The sequence below is a fragment of the Capnocytophaga sp. oral taxon 323 genome (assembly GCF_001278825.1).
Taxonomy (GTDB): Bacteria; Bacteroidota; Bacteroidia; order Flavobacteriales; family Flavobacteriaceae; genus Capnocytophaga; species Capnocytophaga ochracea.
On the sequence record NZ_CP012589.1, the window covers coordinates 340,457 to 357,522 of the forward strand.

General features: G+C 38.3%; 13 protein-coding genes. 2 read left to right on the forward strand and 11 right to left on the reverse strand.

Annotated elements, in window-relative coordinates:
• Positions 1–76: 76 nt before the first annotated feature.
• From AM608_RS01525 to AM608_RS01555, 7 genes are all read right to left on the reverse strand, one after another.
• Positions 77–3,184, reverse strand: a complete 3,108-nt coding sequence (locus AM608_RS01525) for a glycoside hydrolase family 2 TIM barrel-domain containing protein (RefSeq protein WP_053580541.1) — start codon at positions 3,182–3,184, stop codon at positions 77–79.
• 47 nt (positions 3,185–3,231) lie between these two features.
• The gene (locus tag AM608_RS01530) at positions 3,232–4,767 is read right to left on the reverse strand and encodes a sulfatase (protein WP_053580542.1); all 1,536 of its coding nucleotides are present in this window, start codon (positions 4,765–4,767) and stop codon (positions 3,232–3,234) included.
• Positions 4,768–5,287: 520 nt separating this feature from the next.
• Entirely contained in the window at positions 5,288–5,911 is a 624-nt protein-coding gene (locus tag AM608_RS01535; RefSeq protein ID WP_009411415.1) for a WbqC family protein, read from the reverse strand.
• Between the two features lies 1 nt (position 5,912).
• A complete protein-coding gene (lepB, locus tag AM608_RS01540; RefSeq protein WP_053580543.1) occupies positions 5,913–7,466 on the reverse strand; it encodes a signal peptidase I in 1,554 nt (517 codons plus the stop codon).
• 19 nt (positions 7,467–7,485) lie between these two features.
• Positions 7,486–8,316: a Cof-type HAD-IIB family hydrolase gene (locus tag AM608_RS01545; RefSeq protein ID WP_053580544.1), complete on the reverse strand. Its 831-nt coding sequence runs from the start codon at positions 8,314–8,316 to the stop codon at positions 7,486–7,488.
• A 99-nt stretch (positions 8,317–8,415) separates the two neighbouring features.
• Positions 8,416–9,117: a 4-hydroxy-tetrahydrodipicolinate reductase gene (gene dapB, locus AM608_RS01550; protein WP_053580545.1), complete on the reverse strand. Its 702-nt coding sequence runs from the start codon at positions 9,115–9,117 to the stop codon at positions 8,416–8,418.
• Positions 9,118–9,377: 260 nt separating this feature from the next.
• Complete coding sequence (locus tag AM608_RS01555; RefSeq protein ID WP_009418743.1) at positions 9,378–10,154, reverse strand: C40 family peptidase; 777 nt, start codon at positions 10,152–10,154, stop codon at positions 9,378–9,380.
• A 109-nt stretch (positions 10,155–10,263) separates the two neighbouring features.
• Here AM608_RS01555 and AM608_RS01560 point away from each other — a divergent pair, with 109 nt between their 5' ends.
• Both AM608_RS01560 and AM608_RS01565 read left to right on the forward strand, forming a co-directional pair.
• The gene (locus tag AM608_RS01560) at positions 10,264–11,178 is read left to right on the forward strand and encodes an NTF2 fold immunity protein (protein ID WP_053580546.1); all 915 of its coding nucleotides are present in this window, start codon (positions 10,264–10,266) and stop codon (positions 11,176–11,178) included.
• 21 nt (positions 11,179–11,199) lie between these two features.
• Entirely contained in the window at positions 11,200–11,943 is a 744-nt protein-coding gene (locus AM608_RS01565) for a class I SAM-dependent methyltransferase (protein WP_172672737.1), read from the forward strand.
• A gap of 103 nt (positions 11,944–12,046) precedes the next feature.
• Here the strand turns inward: AM608_RS01565 and AM608_RS01570 are convergent, their stop codons facing one another.
• The 4 genes from AM608_RS01570 to AM608_RS01585 all read right to left on the reverse strand — a co-directional run bounded on the left by AM608_RS01570 (position 12,047) and on the right by AM608_RS01585 (position 17,052).
• The gene (locus tag AM608_RS01570; protein WP_002671716.1) at positions 12,047–12,646 is read right to left on the reverse strand and encodes a 50S ribosomal protein L25/general stress protein Ctc; all 600 of its coding nucleotides are present in this window, start codon (positions 12,644–12,646) and stop codon (positions 12,047–12,049) included.
• 98 nt (positions 12,647–12,744) lie between these two features.
• Positions 12,745–13,689, reverse strand: coding sequence for a ribose-phosphate pyrophosphokinase (locus tag AM608_RS01575; protein WP_053580548.1), 945 nt, complete (start codon positions 13,687–13,689; stop codon positions 12,745–12,747).
• A 544-nt stretch (positions 13,690–14,233) separates the two neighbouring features.
• Positions 14,234–15,742 carry a DUF6850 family outer membrane beta-barrel protein gene (locus AM608_RS01580; protein WP_253273497.1) on the reverse strand — a complete coding sequence of 503 codons (1,509 nt, stop codon included), beginning with the start codon at positions 15,740–15,742 and terminating at the stop codon, positions 14,234–14,236.
• 101 nt (positions 15,743–15,843) lie between these two features.
• Complete coding sequence (locus AM608_RS01585; RefSeq protein ID WP_053580550.1) at positions 15,844–17,052, reverse strand: DUF4876 domain-containing protein; 1,209 nt, start codon at positions 17,050–17,052, stop codon at positions 15,844–15,846.
• Positions 17,053–17,066 lie beyond the last annotated feature (14 nt).

Genomic DNA, 17,066 nt, shown 5'->3' on the forward strand with positions numbered 1-17,066 from the left:
AATAGGTTTAACAAAAAAGCACAGACGACTTGAGTTTATCAAGAAGTCTGTGCTTTGCTTATATAAGAATATGCCATTAAAAAGCTTCTATTCTGTAACTATAGCTATAAGGCTGATACAGATACAGTAAGTATTGTTCCATAGGTAAGTTGCCCCAGCTGTTATCACCTCCTAAACCTAATTGTTGCAAGTCGATGTCTAAGTGAGTATACTTATCAGGGGTGAGTTCACCTGCGTGTGTTTGTCCTTTTTCTATACCAGGGAATAACTGTGCAGGACTATAAGGCAGGGCATTTATATTTAGTAGAGAACCTGTACTATAAATGGCAATATTTACTCCTTTTTTCTTACTGAGCTTTGCCCAACGTACATCAGTTTTATTACCATTCTCTTGCGGACGCACATAAGGGTAATACTGGCTAGCAATAGTGCCTTCGTACAAGCCTACCATAGCCGATGTTTTCCTATCCCAGTAACTTTCCCAAGGCCCTCTACCATACCACTGAATGCGCTGAAAAGGCAGAAGTGTTAGATGATTGCCTATCTTAAAAGTAAGCGTTTTGTCGTTCTTTACAGGTTTGAAGTGATTGCTCACCGTTACGGAAGGCTTGCCATCAAAAAGCAACTCTTGAGTATAATCAATTGTACCTTCTACTAATCGTTTGCGTAGGGTTATCTTCACTTGACCATAGTTTAGTTTCTCTACCGATATACGGACACTATCAGCTTTTTTCTCTGCCTCTTGAAGCTGTTGTAGTTTTTTAGGTAAACCTGCCCCAAAGTCGTTATCAGTGCCAGCCCGCCATAAATTTACCTCTAAGCCTTCGGGAGCAAAGAGTTCTTCATTCTTCACTTGAAACGATACCCATTTGCCTGTTTGTTTATCTATTTTAGCTGTATAATGCTTATTATGCAATAGAATGTGACTGGTTGTTTCTTCTACCTCTAAAGGTGTTGTATCAGCAATAGCTTTTTGAGGAGTGTAGGAGGTGAGAGGAAACTCGGCAAAAGCAAGTTCTGTACCTTTCTTTAAAATTCCTTCGTCTTGTTTGAGACGGGCGGTACATTGCAAGATATATTCTGCTTTATCGTCTGTTTTAAGAGGAGGTAGTAAAAAAGTAGCCTCGCTTTGTGGTAATACTATTAAGTTGGTAATATTACCACTTTGAACAGATACACCCTCTTTGAGCAGTTGCCAATGTATTTCGTAGTTTGATAAATCTTTAAAAAAATGCTTATTGCGCAATATCAGTTGGTTATTTTGATATTGGAAGCCTATTTCTTGCTGCACTTTACGTACTTCATAGGCGTGAGGATGCCAACTTCTGTCGGAAGCTATTACTCCATTGATAAGAAAATTATTATCGCTGGGAGTATTTTTATCACCGTAATCACCCCCGTAGGTTACTAATTTCTTGCCATTAGGTAAGGTTTTATAAAGCCCTTGATCGATGAAATCCCAAATAAAACCACCTTGTAGTTTAGGATAATGCTCATACACGTCCCAATATTCTTGAAAGTTACCTACACTGTTACCCATTGCGTGAGCGTATTCACATTGCAAGAAGGGTTTAGTGTGATTGCTGAGCGCATAGTCGATAAGGAAAGGAATACGACGGTACATACGTGACTCGATATCCGTATTCCAATCGTAGTGAGCTAATTCATAGTGAATAGGGCGTGAGGAGTCTAAGCCTTTTATGTGTTGATAGCCTTTGTAGAAGTTCCAACCGTTACCAGACTCGTTGCCCATACTCCAAAACAGAACCGATGGGTGGTTTTTATCGCGTTTTACCATACGTTCCATACGTAGCAAATGAGCATATTCCCACACGGGGTCATTGCCGATAGTCTTATCCATTTCATAATGCATACCGTGGCTTTCTATATTAGCCTCGTCCATTACATAAAGCCCATATTTATCGCAAAGGTCATAGAAATAAGGGTCGTTAGGGTAATGAGAGGTGCGTACAGCATTAAAGTTGAGGGCTTTCATTTGCTTTACATCGTTCTCCATCTGTTCTTGACTCACTACCTGTCCCGTATGCGGGTCGGTTTCGTGGCGGTTTACTCCTTTGAAGAGTATGCGTTTGCCGTTTACCAAAATGTTAGCTCCTTCTATCTCAATCGTTCTAAAGCCTATGGGACGACTTACTACTTCTTTCACCTTTTCCTCAGCATCGTACAGCACCATTTGTAAACGGTACAGATAAGGCGTTTCGGCACTCCACGCTCTCACTTGTGGCAATTGTGCTTCGAATTGCAATTCGGTTTTACCAAAGGTTTTTTTGAGTCCGATAGTTTCTTTTTGCTCTTGGTAGAGCAGTTGTTCTTTGTCGAACAGACTTACTTCCACTTGGTATTTAGAGGCATCGCTTGGAGTTTCGTTCCATACTTCTACCGAAGTGGTGAGTTTGCCATTGGTGTAGTTTTTATCTAAACCAGCGCTGATACTAAGGTCGTATAAATGCACTTTAGGTCGCATATAGAGGTAGCAATCACGAGAAATCCCGGAAAAGCGCCACATATCTTGGCATTCGAGGTAGCTTGCGTCCGTCCATCGACGTACTTCCATTGCAATGAGGTTTTTACCCTTAGTGATATAAGGTGTAATGTCAAATTCAGAAGCCAACTTGCTGTCTTTACCCATACCCACAAACTTACTGTTTATATACAGTTTAAATGCCGATTTCACTGCTCCTAAATGTAGGTATATTTTTTCTCCTTCCCAAGAAGAGGGCAAATCAAAAGTTTTGCGATACAGACCAGCATTTTGTTGGAGACTATCAGGAATATCGGGAGGAGTAGGGTTCTTTTGATTGAATTCGTAAGAAGCGTTCACGTAAATTGGAACGCCATATCCCTGTACTTCCCAATTAGAAGGTACAGGAATTTTCTTCCACTGACTTTCGTTAAAATTGGTTTTGTAGAAGTCTTTTGGCAACTGACGATAGTCTTCCTTCCAGAGAAATGACCACAAGCCATTGAGATTTAGGAAACGTGCTGATTGCTCTATGGTACCATTTTTTGCTTTAGCTGTATTCTCAAACGGAAAGTAGGAGGCACGCATTGACATTCGATTGATTTCTTGCAGTGCTGGATTTTCGAAAATGGAATCCAAGTGTTGGGCATAAGAGACTATAGTTAGAAAAAATGATATGATAATGTATAGGTAATTCTTCATACAAATAATATGTTACAAATTTTGGCAAAGTTGAATCCTTATAAAATTTATTTCACAGGAAACTCTTTATTGAAAAATACCTTCTCAGCCAAATCGTCTTGCTTGTCTCGAATTTCTTTTAAAAGTAAAGCTTCTAACTGTTTAGTAATTTTTAGATATTCTTTTTTGCCATAGACGTTGTTGAGTTCTTTAGGATCGGTTTTGAGGTCAAATAGCTCCCAAGTATTCACGCGTTTGTAGTAACGAATGAGTTTATAACGATCAGTGCGAACACCAAAATGAGGTGATACTGCGTGCTCCCCGTTTTCGTAGTAGTGATAGAATATTTGATTGCGTATAGGTTTGGCTTTTTTAGCAAACAACGGTAAGAACGATTTGCCTTGTATGTCAGCAGGGATAGGTAAGCCAGCTAATTCTAAGAAAGTAGGAGCCAAGTCGATGTTCAACACAAAATCATCGTTAGTTGTGCCTTTAGGAAAGAGCTTAGGGTAAGAGACAATCATTGGGGTACGGAAAGATTCTTCGTACATCCAACGTTTGTCAAACCAACCGTGCTCGCCCATATAAAAACCTTGGTCGGACATATAGATAATCACAGTATTGTCTTTCAATTTGTGCTTTTCTAAGTAATCGAGCATACGCTGAATGTTCTTATCCATCGATCTTACGGTAGATAGATAATCACGCATATAGCGTTGGAACTTCCATTGTGCTAATTCTTTACCACTGAGGTTTGCGCTGAAATACTGTTGACGTATAGGATTGTAGAAATCGTTGTAATGTGCTAATTGAATAGCGGTCATACGAGAGAAGTTTGCATCTTGCACTTCTTCTTTTTCATCTTTGAACATCTTCAAATCGTAGCCCATTATCATATCCTTACCAATGGACATTTCTTGCAAACTTGCGGGCTTGCGAGTTGCATAATCGTCAAAGAAAGTATCGGGCAATGGGAAGTTTACCTGTTCATAAGCTCCTAATTCAGGTAAATCGGGCATCCAAGTACGATGCACCGCTTTATGCCCCACAACCAAGCAGAAAGGTTTATTAGGGTCACGACGATCGAGCCATTTTTCGGCTTCATCTTCAATGATATTGCTTACATAACCTTGCTCGTTTACACATTTTTTACCTTCAATGATAAAGTCGGGGTTAAAATAACGACCTTGGTCTACTAAGATTTTGAAGAAGTCAAAGCCCTTGGGGTCATCGCCTAAATGGTATTTTCCCACCCAAGCGGTTTGGTAGCCTCCTTGTTGCAAGAGATTCACAAATTGTTGTTGTGAAGAATTATAGTGTGATGTCTCATTGTCCATAAAGCCATTCTTATGGCTATACTTACCCGTGAGAATACAAGCCCTACTAGGACCACAAATGGAGTTGGTTACAAAAGCTTTGTTGAACCTTACCCCCTCATTAGCAAGTTTATCAATTGCAGGAGTTGCATTAGTAGCCCCATTGTTATAAGCCCCAATCGTTTGATACGAATGGTCGTCTGAAACAATAAGTATAATGTTAGGTTTGCTTTGTGCAAAAACTGTTGTGGCATATAAAAGCCCAAAGAAGAATACGAATTTTTTCATAAATGAATTGGTGTTAAAATGAACCACAAAAGTACAGCGACTTTTTTAAAGTACCAAATTAATTAAGAAAAAAATATTCTATTATGAGTATTTATATAAAAAGAAGTTAGCAATAGCATTCTAAATATAAAAAAAGCTCTCTAATTTCTTAGAGAGCCTTTTTCACAATGCATATAAATACTACTACTAACTCCAAAAATGAAGAAAATTTTTCAGTTTTAGAATCTCTATTACTGTTTCTCAGTAATAAAGTTTTTTACATAAGATTTTGTTTTAAGTTTGATAGTTTTTAATGAAAATGTTTTTTCTAATTCTTGTTTTAACAATGTTTCTTTTAGCAATCTTCTGTTTACTATATTGAAAACTCTGTGCCAAAAAAACATTTCTTTATATTACATTTTGTAAATTACTGATTATAAGGAAGTATATTTTGATAATAAAAAAGTAATTACTTTTTGCAACCTTCTTTTTTGTTTGTGTAATTACACGTTTTTGATGTCTATTTACACACTTTATAGCACTACACTTTTACCTTAGTTAAAAACTCTTGTGTATTAGGTCCTTCGTGGAAAAGCAAATCTAAAATAGATAAGTTAGGAATAAAACCATATTTATCTGAGAATATTTGGTGATAAGAGGGCATTGTTACAGGGTATTTTTTTTTAGCACTACTCAAAAAACGATAGTCTTTCACTCCTTGTGGTTCGGCTTCATACGTTTTTGTCTTGTCAAAGTTAATATGTACTAACAAACAGGCTAAAACGGTCTCAATTGTGTCGATATTTACATCGAGTAGGTAAGTGTATTGCTTTTCAAAAATACGTACCAAATCGTCTTCATAATACTCAAAATAAGGAGATGTGCGATAGGCTGTCTCTAAACTTTTCCAGTGCAGACGTTGCCATAGAAAATTATTCTCTACTTTCACATCTTTGAACAACTGTCGTCCGGTATCACCTCCTACGTGCTTAATAGGTAAGTTTAAGGATTGTTTGCCATTGGCACCGTAAATATATGTACGATTGCGCAAGGTTTGTTTCTGATAGTTGTCAGAGACTTCTAAAACGCAAGGTGTGTTCAACATCAAGTGAAATTGAGCAATAGAAGGAAAATAAGTAGGGTGTAATAATACTTGTTCTACCATATTATTCTTTTACTTTTTTCTTTTTAACCAAACTATATACCAGCCACAAACCAAGTAACCCAAATACAATATATCGGTAGGACACAGGTTCACCTTCACCATTTACGGTAGTGAACAAACGCTGCCAACGTATTTTCTTAAATCCTGAGGCATTCTTGTCTAAACTCATCCAAATGAGTACGGGTTTACCAAGTACGTGATCTTCAGGCACAAAACCCCAAAAACGACTGTCTTCAGAATTGTGACGGTTATCTCCCATCATCCAGTAGTAATCTTGTTGGAAGGTATAAGAGGAAGCTTTCTGCCCATTAATGTAAATATCATCACCTTTTGTTTCTAATTTATTGTGTTCATACTCACTAATAATGCGTTTATACAAAGGCAAATTCTCTTTAGTAAGTATTACGTTTTTTCCTTTGGCAGGAATGGTAATAGGTCCGTAATTATCCTCATTCCAAGCAAAAGTAGGGCTGTGAGGGAAGATTGCAGGATTGTAGACCCCAGCCTTATTTATATTGCGAGTAACTGACACAATACTCGTGTTAGCTTCCAAAGCCTTAGCTACGTCATCTGTAAGGGAAGTAAAAATATAAGTGTCGTTGTTGATGGGATAAGCAGGATCGGTAACACCGTACTGTTGGTACATCACTACTCTAAACTCATCGGGATGACTGAATAAATTGGGTTGTGTAACCACTATATAAGAAGTTTGTAACTTGGCACGTACAGGATAGATTTCCTTTTTACCATTTATCCATACATCGCCGTTTTTGATTTCTAATACATCGTTAGGGATAGCTACTGTGCGTTTTACATAGTTAGACTTCTTATCTATGGGCTTATCTACGTGAATACCCGAATTGTCTCGGAAGTACCTTACCGTATCAGTAGGCCAGTTGAATACCGTAATATCATTGCGCTGTACTTTCTGCAAAGCAGGTAAACGCAAATAAGGTAACTGAGGCGTTTTGATATACGATCTTGTGCCTATTATAGGAATTGAATCGTGTACCATAGGCAATGATAGTGGAGTCATAGGTACACGCACTCCGTAGTGAAACTTACTTACAAAAAGAAAATCGCCTACCAAGAGGGTTTTTTCTAAAGAAGAAGTAGGTATCATATAAGGCTGTATAAAGTAGGTGTGAATAGCCGAAGCTGCTACTACCGCAAAGATAGTAGCACTCACCCAAGAGGAAACATTCTTTTTGATGGCTTCTACATCTTTACCTACGTAGTGTGTAGAAGGTAAATAGGTTATGTAGGCAGCAAAAAGTCCCAAAGTAATTATTGATAGCAAGGTGTAACGCTTCTTGCGATAGTTAAATACGTGTAACCATTCGTAAGTCATCACAATTACCATAATATTACCTATTACAGGCAAATACAGCAGGAATACCCACCACCAAGGGCGAGAGATAATACGTAAGAAAATAACGGTATTGTAAAAGGGAACAAAGGCTTGCCACGCTTTGTAACCTGCTTTTTCATATCCTTTCCAAAAGAATAGCCCATTGATGAGCTGTGCAATGATTAAAATATATAAATATATCATAATGATGAATGATTAACGTTTAAAGGTTCATTACTTTTTGTTCTCTTAACTGTTTTAAGAATGTTGCCACACCATCTTTGGAGTGGTGAAGCGTTATGTATTTGGCTACAGCTTTTACTTCGTCGCGAGCATTAGCAACTGCTACACCACAACCTACGTCTTTGAGCATCTCCAAATCGTTATAGTTATCGCCAAAAGCTATTGCTTCGCTCAAAGGTAAGTGATATATCTCGTGTGATACTATTTTCACTCCTGTGAGTTTAGAAATACTGATATCTGATAGTTCTATATAAGTTTCTCTCCCGCGATAGATTTGCATTACCTCTGTATATCTCTCGTTTAGTAGCTTGAACATTCGCTCTATAAGAGTTTCTTCTCCCATTAACATTAGCTTGTGAGCGCCGTGTCCTGCTTGCTTCCACTGAGTGAGTACTTCGCGATTGGGTCGCACGGTAGGAGTTACTTTGGTGATTGTTTCTTCACGTTGTGCCCATTCATCGTTGGCGGGTACATACCACTCGTCGTTATAATAAAAGCTAATGTGTATCTGAGCATTGAACTCTTGTTCGTTGAGGGCGACTACTTTTTCGAGAATAGAGTAGGGGATAGTAGTAGAGTGTAGCACCTTTTCGCCATTGAGCACTAATCCGCCATTATAAGCGATAAGTGGTAAACCTGCGATGCCTAAGTCTTTTTGTATGTGATACATTTGCTCAGGCATACGTGAAGATACTAAAATGAAAGGTATTTTGTCTTTCAGTTGTTTTACTTCGTGAATGGTGTTCTGCGTAAGGGTTCGCGAACCACTTAATAGAGTGCCATCGATATCAGAAAAGATAATTTTATACATTCTTTTAGTTAAGAGTTCTATGTTAAAAATTATGAGTTATTAGAGTGCAAAGATAATGCCTTTTTTTAAGATAAGTAGTTTTTTGATTAAAAAATACGCTTAATGAAGGTTGAGTACATCGTTCATCGTAAATACTCCTTGCTTACCTACAATCCATTCGGCTGCCATAACGGCACCGAGAGCAAAGCCTTTGCGATTGTGAGCAGTATGCTTGATTTCTATGGTGTCTACCTCACTGGTATAGGTGATGATATGAGTGCCTGGGACACTATCTATGCGCTTGGCTACGATAGGGATTTCGTTCTCGGTAGCTGTGTTTAAATGCCAACCTGTTTTATCAGTTTCAGCGATAATACTTTCTGCCAAAGTAATCGCAGTACCGCTGGGAGCATCGAGCTTTTGAGTGTGGTGAATTTCTTCGATAGCTACCTCATAGTCTTTGAGTTTAGCCATCAGTTTGGCTAAGGTTTTGTTCAGTGCGAAAAATACATTTACCCCTATACTGAAATTAGAGGCGTAGAGAAAAGCGGTTTGGTGCTTTTGGCACAAAGCTACTGCCTCGTTGTATTGGGCTAACCAACCGGTAGTACCTGCAATCACGGGTACTTTGTGTGTGAGACAGTTGCTAATATTAGCAAAGGCACTGCTGGGGGTGCTGAATTCTATAGCCACATCGGCTATTGTAATGTCGTAAAAAGTTTCGGCATTATCTATTTTTAACACGATTTCGTGTCCGTGAGCGATGGCTATTTGTTCAATGGTTTTACCCATTTTGCCATATCCGAGTAAAGCTATTTTCATAATTGACTATTATAAATTAAATATTTTATTTCTTCTGTTAAAACACACAAAGTAGTAGTAGCACGACAGGCAGATAAACAATGAACGAACAAAAGACGGAGCGAGCCGCACGGGCAGATAAAGAAAAGACGAACAAAAGACGAACAAAAGACGGTGCGAGCCGCACGGGCAGATAAAGAAAAGACGAACGAAAAATGGTTCGAGCTGCACGAACAGATGAACGATAAACAAACCTAAGATATAGGAATCTTGAATTTATACTACTTTTCAGTCGTTGAGATTCTTCGCAAGAGTCGTAGTTGGTGAGTGTAATTGCGCAGTTCACTATTAAAAATACCGATATGATCTAACCGGTCGATGCGCACTTTGCCAAAAGAGTGAATAATCCTGTTGTCGCCTAAGAGAATGCCCACGTGAATGATATTGCCTTCTTCGTCGTCGAAAAAAGCTAAATCACCTGCTTGGCATTCTTCTATAAAACTAAGAGAAACACCACAAGTAGCCTGTTTTTTAGCCGTACGAGGTAGGTGTATGCCGTTGAGTTTGAAAACCATTTGCACCAGTCCGGCGGCATCTATCCCAAAGGGAGTTTTGCCTCCTGTTAAGAAAGGTACGTTTAAATATTCCAAAGCAGTGGGAATAATGCCTTGATGAGGTATTCTTTGGGTAGATTGTGAAGTTTGTAATAGATGATTGTGAGAAAAGGTAGCACCTTTGGGTATGTGCAGAAAGAGGTTGTCTCCGGTTTTCAAACGGAGTTTTGTAAGCCATCGGTGAGCGTATTTTTCTTTCTTTTTTAGAGATTTTTTGTAGTCCTTATCCGAAATTTCTGTAAACTGACTGTTAGCCACCCAGCCTTCAATATTGTCGAACAGCAAGCGTACATAGCTCCAATGCTCTTCTTTATCAATTACTTGCAACAACTCTCCGAAGAGTAATTGCGTAATCATCTCAGCCCCCTCAAAGGGCTCTAAACGTACGGGAACAACGCTCAAATGGCATATTCCATAAGGTGTTTCTAATATCTTCATATTCATCACGCCCGCAAAGATAGCAAATAATTAAGTATTAGCAAGAAACTATTCATATTTTTTTGTTTTTAAATGCTATTTTGTCTACTTTTGCACTCATAACAATCACATTACTATGGCAGCTTACAAACACCCTATTACCTTAGAAGCCGCTTTAAAAGAAGTAACCGAAGAGCGCTTCTGCAAAGGGCATCATTATAAAGATGTTGCTCTCACCGATGCGATGGTAGAGCAGATAGTACAAGTAAAATCCTTAGTAAATATGGGTTTTATCAATACTGATATTACCGATGAAGCCCTCAAATACTTGGCTACTTTGCCCAAACTAAAACTCCTTTTCTTAGAAGACAATAAGCAACTCACAGGCGAAGGCTTCAAATACTTTACCTCGAAACCTGTTGACCACATTTCGTTGGACGGTTGCCCCGTAACCGATGAAACCTTGAAAATTGTTTTGCAAGTGCCTCGCCTGAAGTCTATTTCATTGCGCCGTACCCACATTACTTTCGAGGGGCTAATGGCTGTGGCGCATTATAGCAGAATAAAGTTCTATCTTGATAAGTTTTTCACCGAGGAACAAATAAAAACCTTTGAGCAAGCCCAACGCACGGCGGGAAAGAAGAAACCTACTACTACCAATGCTGATGATTTGCAAGTAGTGAAACAATTGCTCTTAAACTTTTTCTCGGCGATGACCCAGTGGGAAGAATTCGCTACAAAAAATGATGAAACAGAAGTGGATGACCTTTTGATAGAAGAAAAATGTAAAGCGATTTTTAAAAAATATTGCACCGACAAACGCCGCATAGGCTATCGTCCTGAGTGGATTAGCTTTTCTATGACAAAAGGTGGTACCTATGGCAATCATCAAATTATAGATAGTGAAACTCTTACCAAGAATAAGATATATATTTATACCCAAGACGAGTTAAACTTTCAGTATCGCTTCCTGATTATCCGAAAAGACGGTATTTGGAAGATTGACGAGTGCCAATGGCGTGACGGAGGCTGGAAAAAATACGGATTATAAAACTCATTTAAATAATTAAGTATGATGACAGATATATCTCAAAAGCTAAAATCTGATATAAAAGTAGAAGATTTGAAACAAGAAAATGGTATTTTGTGCTATATGAATGACTATTTCATTAGTGGAGATAACCAAAAGTATATGAAAATGTACGATTGGATGTCTTTTTTCTATGATTTTGGAGAGAAATGGATAGGAAGACTCAAGTATGGACACGCTATTGACCATCTACGTACCGAGTTGATGAGCCGTTTGGAATGGAAAAACAATATTTCGGTACTTTATGTTTCCATAGGTACAGGAGCTGACTTGCATTACCTGCCACAAGGAATTGATTTGAAAACGATAGACCTTGTAGGAGCAGATATCTCAATGGGAATGCTTAAAAAATGCAAAAAGGAGTGGCAAAAGAAAACAAACCTTACACTCGTGCAATGCCCCGCCGAGGAATTACCTTTTGCCGATAATACTTTTGATATTGTTTTTCACAATGGAGGCATTAACTTTTTTAACGACAAAACTCGTGCAATGAGTGAAATGCTTAGAGTGGCTAAAGAGGGAAGCAAATTGCTTATTGCTGATGAAACAGCTGACTTTGTGGAGACCCAATACAAGAAAAGTGTCTTCTCCAAATCTTATTTTGAAGGCAAAACAGTCGATTTGAACACCATAGAACAATGTATTCCTCTTTCTGTAGCTGAAAAGAAAACAGAATTGTTTTGGGATAATAAATTTTATGGTATTACTTTTAGAAAAAGTAAATAAATGAATGCTATGAGAAAAAGAGAACTTGCTAAACTGCAATATAAAAGCCATAACAAACAATTGTTTGTTATGGCTTCTTTATAGAAAGTCTATTTGTTAAGAGTTATTTCTTAGTGGCAGCTTTTTCAGCTTTTGCAGCATCTTGTGCGGCTTTCATTGCAGCACGAGATACTCTTACCTGGCAAACCACAGTATTATCTGGGTGCATAATCTTGTATTTATCTTGTGCTAATTTAGTAACGTATAGCTTGTTACCCATTTCTAAGCCCGAAATATCTACAGGAACAAAATCAGGTAAATTGTCAGGAAGAGCTTTTACTTTCAGTTTGCGGTTCACAATACGCAAAGTACCCCCAGCCATAATACCTGGTGAAGTTCCCTCAATTTGAATTGGCACTTCAATAGTAATTTCTTTGTCTTTTTGAAGCTGATAAAAATCGATGTGGATAATTTTATCAGATACAGGGTCAAACTGAATGTCTTGTAGAATGGCGTTATAGGTTTTACCATTCAATTCAATCGCAGCGGTGTATACGTTAGGAGTGTACACGATGTTTTTGAATGCTAATTCAGGTGCTGAAAAATGCAGAACATTGTCTCCCCCGTATAGTACGCAAGGAACCTGTCCAGCATTACGTAAGGCTTTGCTCGCAGCTTTGCCCACGCTTTCTCTTTGAGATCCTTTGATTGTAATTGATTTCATTTATTTATAAATAATTATTAAGTTACTTGTTCTTAGGTGTTAGGTTTTGTTAGAATTAAACATCAATTCTTACCTTTTACTTTTAACCTTTCACCTTGCTACATTATAAATTTAGAACTGATAGGCTCGTTGTGGTGTACGCGATGCATTACATCAGCGAAAAGATCAGCACAACTCAGTACTTTTATTTTGCTCGAAGGCTGCTTTAGTGGAATCGAATCAGTCACGATAAGCTCTTCTAAAGCCGAATTCTCTATGCGCTCATATGCGTTTCCGCTCAGTATAGGGTGAGTAGCTACTGCTCTTACACTTATAGCTCCTCTGTCCTTCATCAGTTGGGCAGCTTTCACCAAAGTACCTGCCGTGTCTACCATATCGTCTACCAATACTACGTTTTTACCTTCTACTTCACCTATGAGCTCCATTGTTTCAATCACATTGGCTTGTTTGCGCTGTTTATAGCAAATCACCACATCACATTTCAAGAACTTAGAATAAGCATAAGCCCTTTTAGAGCCTCCCATATCGGGCGAAGCAATACACAAATTGTCTAAGTACAACCCCTGTAAATAAGGCAAGAAAATGCTCGAAGCAAAAAGATGGTCTACAGGGCGCTCAAAGAATCCTTGAATTTGGTCAGCGTGCAAGTCCATCGTCATAATACGAGTAGCACCTGCCGCTTGCAAAAGATTAGCCACCAATTTTGCCCCTATTGGCACTCTGGGTTTATCTTTCCTATCTTGGCGAGCCCACCCAAAGTAAGGCATTACTGCTGTGATGTGCCTTGCCGAAGCGCGTTTGGCAGCGTCTATCATTAGTAAAAGCTCCATCAAGTTATCCGAATTAGGGAAAGTAGAGCATATTAAGAAAACGCGTGCCCCTCTAATCGATTCTTCATAAGAGGGCTGAAATTCACCATCACTATAATAAGAAAGTTTAACTTCACCGAGCTGAGTACCGTATTTTTGCGCAATTTTCTCAGCCAGCTCTATGCTTTTAGAGCAAGCAAAGATTTTTGAATTAGGGGTGGTTTCACTAAACATTTTTATCAGTAAGTGTATTAAGGTATAAAAACTTCTAACTTTTCAGGGTGCAAAGGTACGAATATTAATCGTAATTGCAAGTATCTTGATATGTTTTTTTATTTTATGAGCCAAAACATACTTCGCTTTACCTTTTTGTTTATCTCTTTGTTGCACCAATTACACTCTCCCATTATCCTTGACATTCCTCATTTTTCACTCGTCATTAATTTTCTTTTCTTTCGCCTCGAAACCCCATTTTTAACATTTTTAGCGCTATTGTATCATATTATGAATCAACTATTTATACACCCTTTCTATACCAATCGTCCAAGATTCGTATAAGCTTCCTATAAGCTCTCTATAAGCTAACCACACCCTCCTAATACCCTTTTTCCTTCAAAATCCCTCTCAGTCCACTTCTGATATTTTTCGTTTTCCTCCGAAGTCTAAACCCCTTCTCTGAGTCTCTCCGAAATTCTCCAACTAATTCCCACATTTCCTCATTTTCTAATTTCCTCATTAATAACCCACTGCTCGCATAGTACTCCCCCTTATATCAAACTCAGAAAGTAAGCCCTACACTAAATTGATGAAAAGTATTCACTTTTTGACTCGTAAATACTCCTATTTCACTGTTAAACCCTACAAAATAGCTTAATGAAGGCGAAAGTTTGTGATGGTATTGCAAACTCACCTCAAAACGCTGTCTATCCAAGGCAAGAAAGCGGGCATTGTGCAAAAGCATTGTGCTGAGCTCAGCTTCATTGCGGTCATTGCGCAATAGATAATTCTCGTGTAATACTTTCCGATACTGATACTGCACGCCTGTTACCCCTATACTCTTCTCCCCTAAGGGTGCCACAACACTTATCGTCATTCCAACATTCAGATAATCAAAATGTTGAAAACTTCTCACTAAAGTATAATCCTCACGATAAGTTTCATAACTCACATAAGGCATTATACGATACTGCACAGCATTGTCGAAACCAAAAAGCACACCTAACTGATATTGCTCGCATTTAAGGGTATAGTTTTTGTTCTTCGCAATAACCTCCGTCCAATTGTTATTGCGTCCCGAGAGGATAGGCTCTACGCCCTTTTTACTTTGCTGATAATATTCTAATTTGAATCCGTAGTGATAGTGAGCACGACGAAACAATTTGGTAAGTTCTGTATTGAGTACCCTATTGGTCAGGGTTACTGCAACAATCCCATTGTCATCAGTCATATACTTCTCAATCGTTAGTTGATGATAATCACCCGTGAGAAAAAACTCGTCCGCCCTGCTGATAGCCATTCCTCCACCATAACCATAACCTTCGTAAAAAGCCCTTAGTTTATTGTCTTTTAGCAAATGGTTGTAATACCCCAAGCCATTGAGGTGATACACTGTAGGCACCCCTAATTCGTTAAAGAACCTCAGTTCGTTTGATTGGGTATATTTCACAAAAGTGCCATAAACACCCATCTTCCACAGCATTACCTTCCACATAAAACCCGATTGCAATTGCAATTGCGAAGTAATATCCTTAGGACGCGGGTCTTTATCCCTACTTGCTAATTCAGCTTGGTAATTCAAAGAGATACCCCAATGCAGGCGTTGCCATTGTTTGGCAAAACCACCCGTAAAGACGTATTGTTCGCTGTGCAAATCTCCTCCTATGGCATCAGCAGTGAAGTAAGGATACAGCAACTCACTATCTAACGACTCGTTCCAGCGAATGTGCTTTAGGGTTCGATTTATATACGACGCATCACCCCAAAGCGTACGCGTACTGTCATAAGGAAAATAAGAGCTCGCCTTTACTGAGAAAGCAGTATGACCTTCAGGATACTGTTGGGCATACGCCTGCTTATCGCTTCCCTCGTAAGTTGTTTGCACCGACGAAAAGCGATATTTTCCCCAATCTGTCATTGCTGCCGGATTCTGAAAGTAAGCTTTATAAATGCGTTGAACACTTTGTTGCTCTTTCAGTTTCAGCAGAAGGGTATCGATGGTATCTTGCCCCCAAGCAATCATCTCGCAGAGAAAAAATAAAAATAATATGTTGAGTGGACGATGTGTCAATTCTAATTCATTGATTTGTCAATAAAAAATGCTACAAACTTTGCCAAAGTTTAACTTTGGCAAAGTTAAATCTGCAAAAGCAATATTTCACTCTTCACTTTTCACTTTTTAAGTGTAGGTGTAGTGAGGATTTCGAAATCTTCAGTAGAGTTGTTAGTATCTTTAAAGATAGGCTTACCATTGTTTTCAGAAAGAACCTTACGGCGTACAGATTTGCCATAACGAGTTTTGTCTTCCTCATCTTTAGTCACATAAGTATAGCCTGAATCCAAAGAAGTATCGGTCACCAACCATTCGAAACCTTTTTCAGTACTTAGATTTACGGCATCTACTATCCACTCATTAGGAATTTTCAACGTACTTCCTGTCTTTTTAACTATTTTGCCTTTAACATTAACTTCATATTCATAGTCATATCTAAGCGTAGAAGTAGCAGTACCTTCTGGGAAACGCGCTATCACATAGCTTCTATTACCTCGATTATTGAATATGAGAATACCATACAAATTGATGTTATTGGTAACAGTAGGGCTATCTATATCTTTTACTCTTGGAGGATAATAATTCTCAAAGTTAGCTTTGCTCAAATCTAAAGAATTAGGATTGTTTTCTTTATGGTTAATTCCTTGTTCAGCAATAACAATAGAAGCACCTGGTTGCACGGGATATTGAGTGCCTGTACCAGGTATTTGCACCATACCTTCTACTGCAAAGGCTTCTTTCATTATATCTGGGGTGTAATCTCTTTTGGTTACCGTTAAAAACTTAGAATCTGCTAATACCAAACCATCGGCGTAAAGCACTTTATCGGTATTGTTATAAAGTTTGATATACTGGTCACCAAAGTATTGTTTTCCTTCAGGAGTTAAAGTGCCAACAAAAAAGATTTCTTCTATAATAAAGTCATTACCTTTAGCTTTAATAGATAAAGGTATTTTAAAAGAGCTATCGCTAAGCACATCTATTTTGCTAACGAAAGCACTGAGTTCACCTGCTACGGTCTTGCCATCAAGGGTATAAGTAGCAGTGGTGGCAATGCGCAGTTCATAGCTCCCCATCAAAAGAGGAAGGGTTAATTCATTTTGAGAAAGATTAGTAAAAATACGTTCTATTTTCTCATTCTTGTTGAGTTCTGTAAGAGTAAGGGTGAGCGTACCATACTGAACATTGGTTACCTTATCAGGATTTTGTAGCTGAAGGGTAAGATTGCGTGTAGTAACGATGGTATTGATATTATCATCATCCTTCTTACAAGCGTTTAAGAGCACTAAAGTAAGTGCTAAAGCTAAAAATTGTTTTAAATGTCTCATAATATGTTAATTTA

What these genes read in the sequence shown, in the direction of transcription:
- AM608_RS01525 (WP_053580541.1), bottom strand. Translation starts at nt 3,184, where the DNA reads ATGAAGAATTACCTATACATTATCATATCATTTTTTCTAACTATAGTC.
- AM608_RS01530 (WP_053580542.1), bottom strand. Translation starts at nt 4,767, where the DNA reads ATGAAAAAATTCGTATTCTTCTTTGGGCTTTTATATGCCACAACAGTT.
- AM608_RS01535 (WP_009411415.1), bottom strand. Translation starts at nt 5,911, where the DNA reads ATGGTAGAACAAGTATTATTACACCCTACTTATTTTCCTTCTATTGCT.
- lepB (WP_053580543.1), bottom strand. Translation starts at nt 7,466, where the DNA reads ATGATATATTTATATATTTTAATCATTGCACAGCTCATCAATGGGCTA.
- AM608_RS01545 (WP_053580544.1), bottom strand. Translation starts at nt 8,316, where the DNA reads ATGTATAAAATTATCTTTTCTGATATCGATGGCACTCTATTAAGTGGT.
- dapB (WP_053580545.1), bottom strand. Translation starts at nt 9,117, where the DNA reads ATGAAAATAGCTTTACTCGGATATGGCAAAATGGGTAAAACCATTGAA.
- AM608_RS01555 (WP_009418743.1), bottom strand. Translation starts at nt 10,154, where the DNA reads ATGAATATGAAGATATTAGAAACACCTTATGGAATATGCCATTTGAGC.
- AM608_RS01560 (WP_053580546.1), top strand. Translation starts at nt 10,264, where the DNA reads ATGGCAGCTTACAAACACCCTATTACCTTAGAAGCCGCTTTAAAAGAA.
- AM608_RS01565 (WP_172672737.1), top strand. Translation starts at nt 11,200, where the DNA reads ATGATGACAGATATATCTCAAAAGCTAAAATCTGATATAAAAGTAGAA.
- AM608_RS01570 (WP_002671716.1), bottom strand. Translation starts at nt 12,646, where the DNA reads ATGAAATCAATTACAATCAAAGGATCTCAAAGAGAAAGCGTGGGCAAA.
- AM608_RS01575 (WP_053580548.1), bottom strand. Translation starts at nt 13,689, where the DNA reads ATGTTTAGTGAAACCACCCCTAATTCAAAAATCTTTGCTTGCTCTAAA.
- AM608_RS01585 (WP_053580550.1), bottom strand. Translation starts at nt 17,052, where the DNA reads ATGAGACATTTAAAACAATTTTTAGCTTTAGCACTTACTTTAGTGCTC.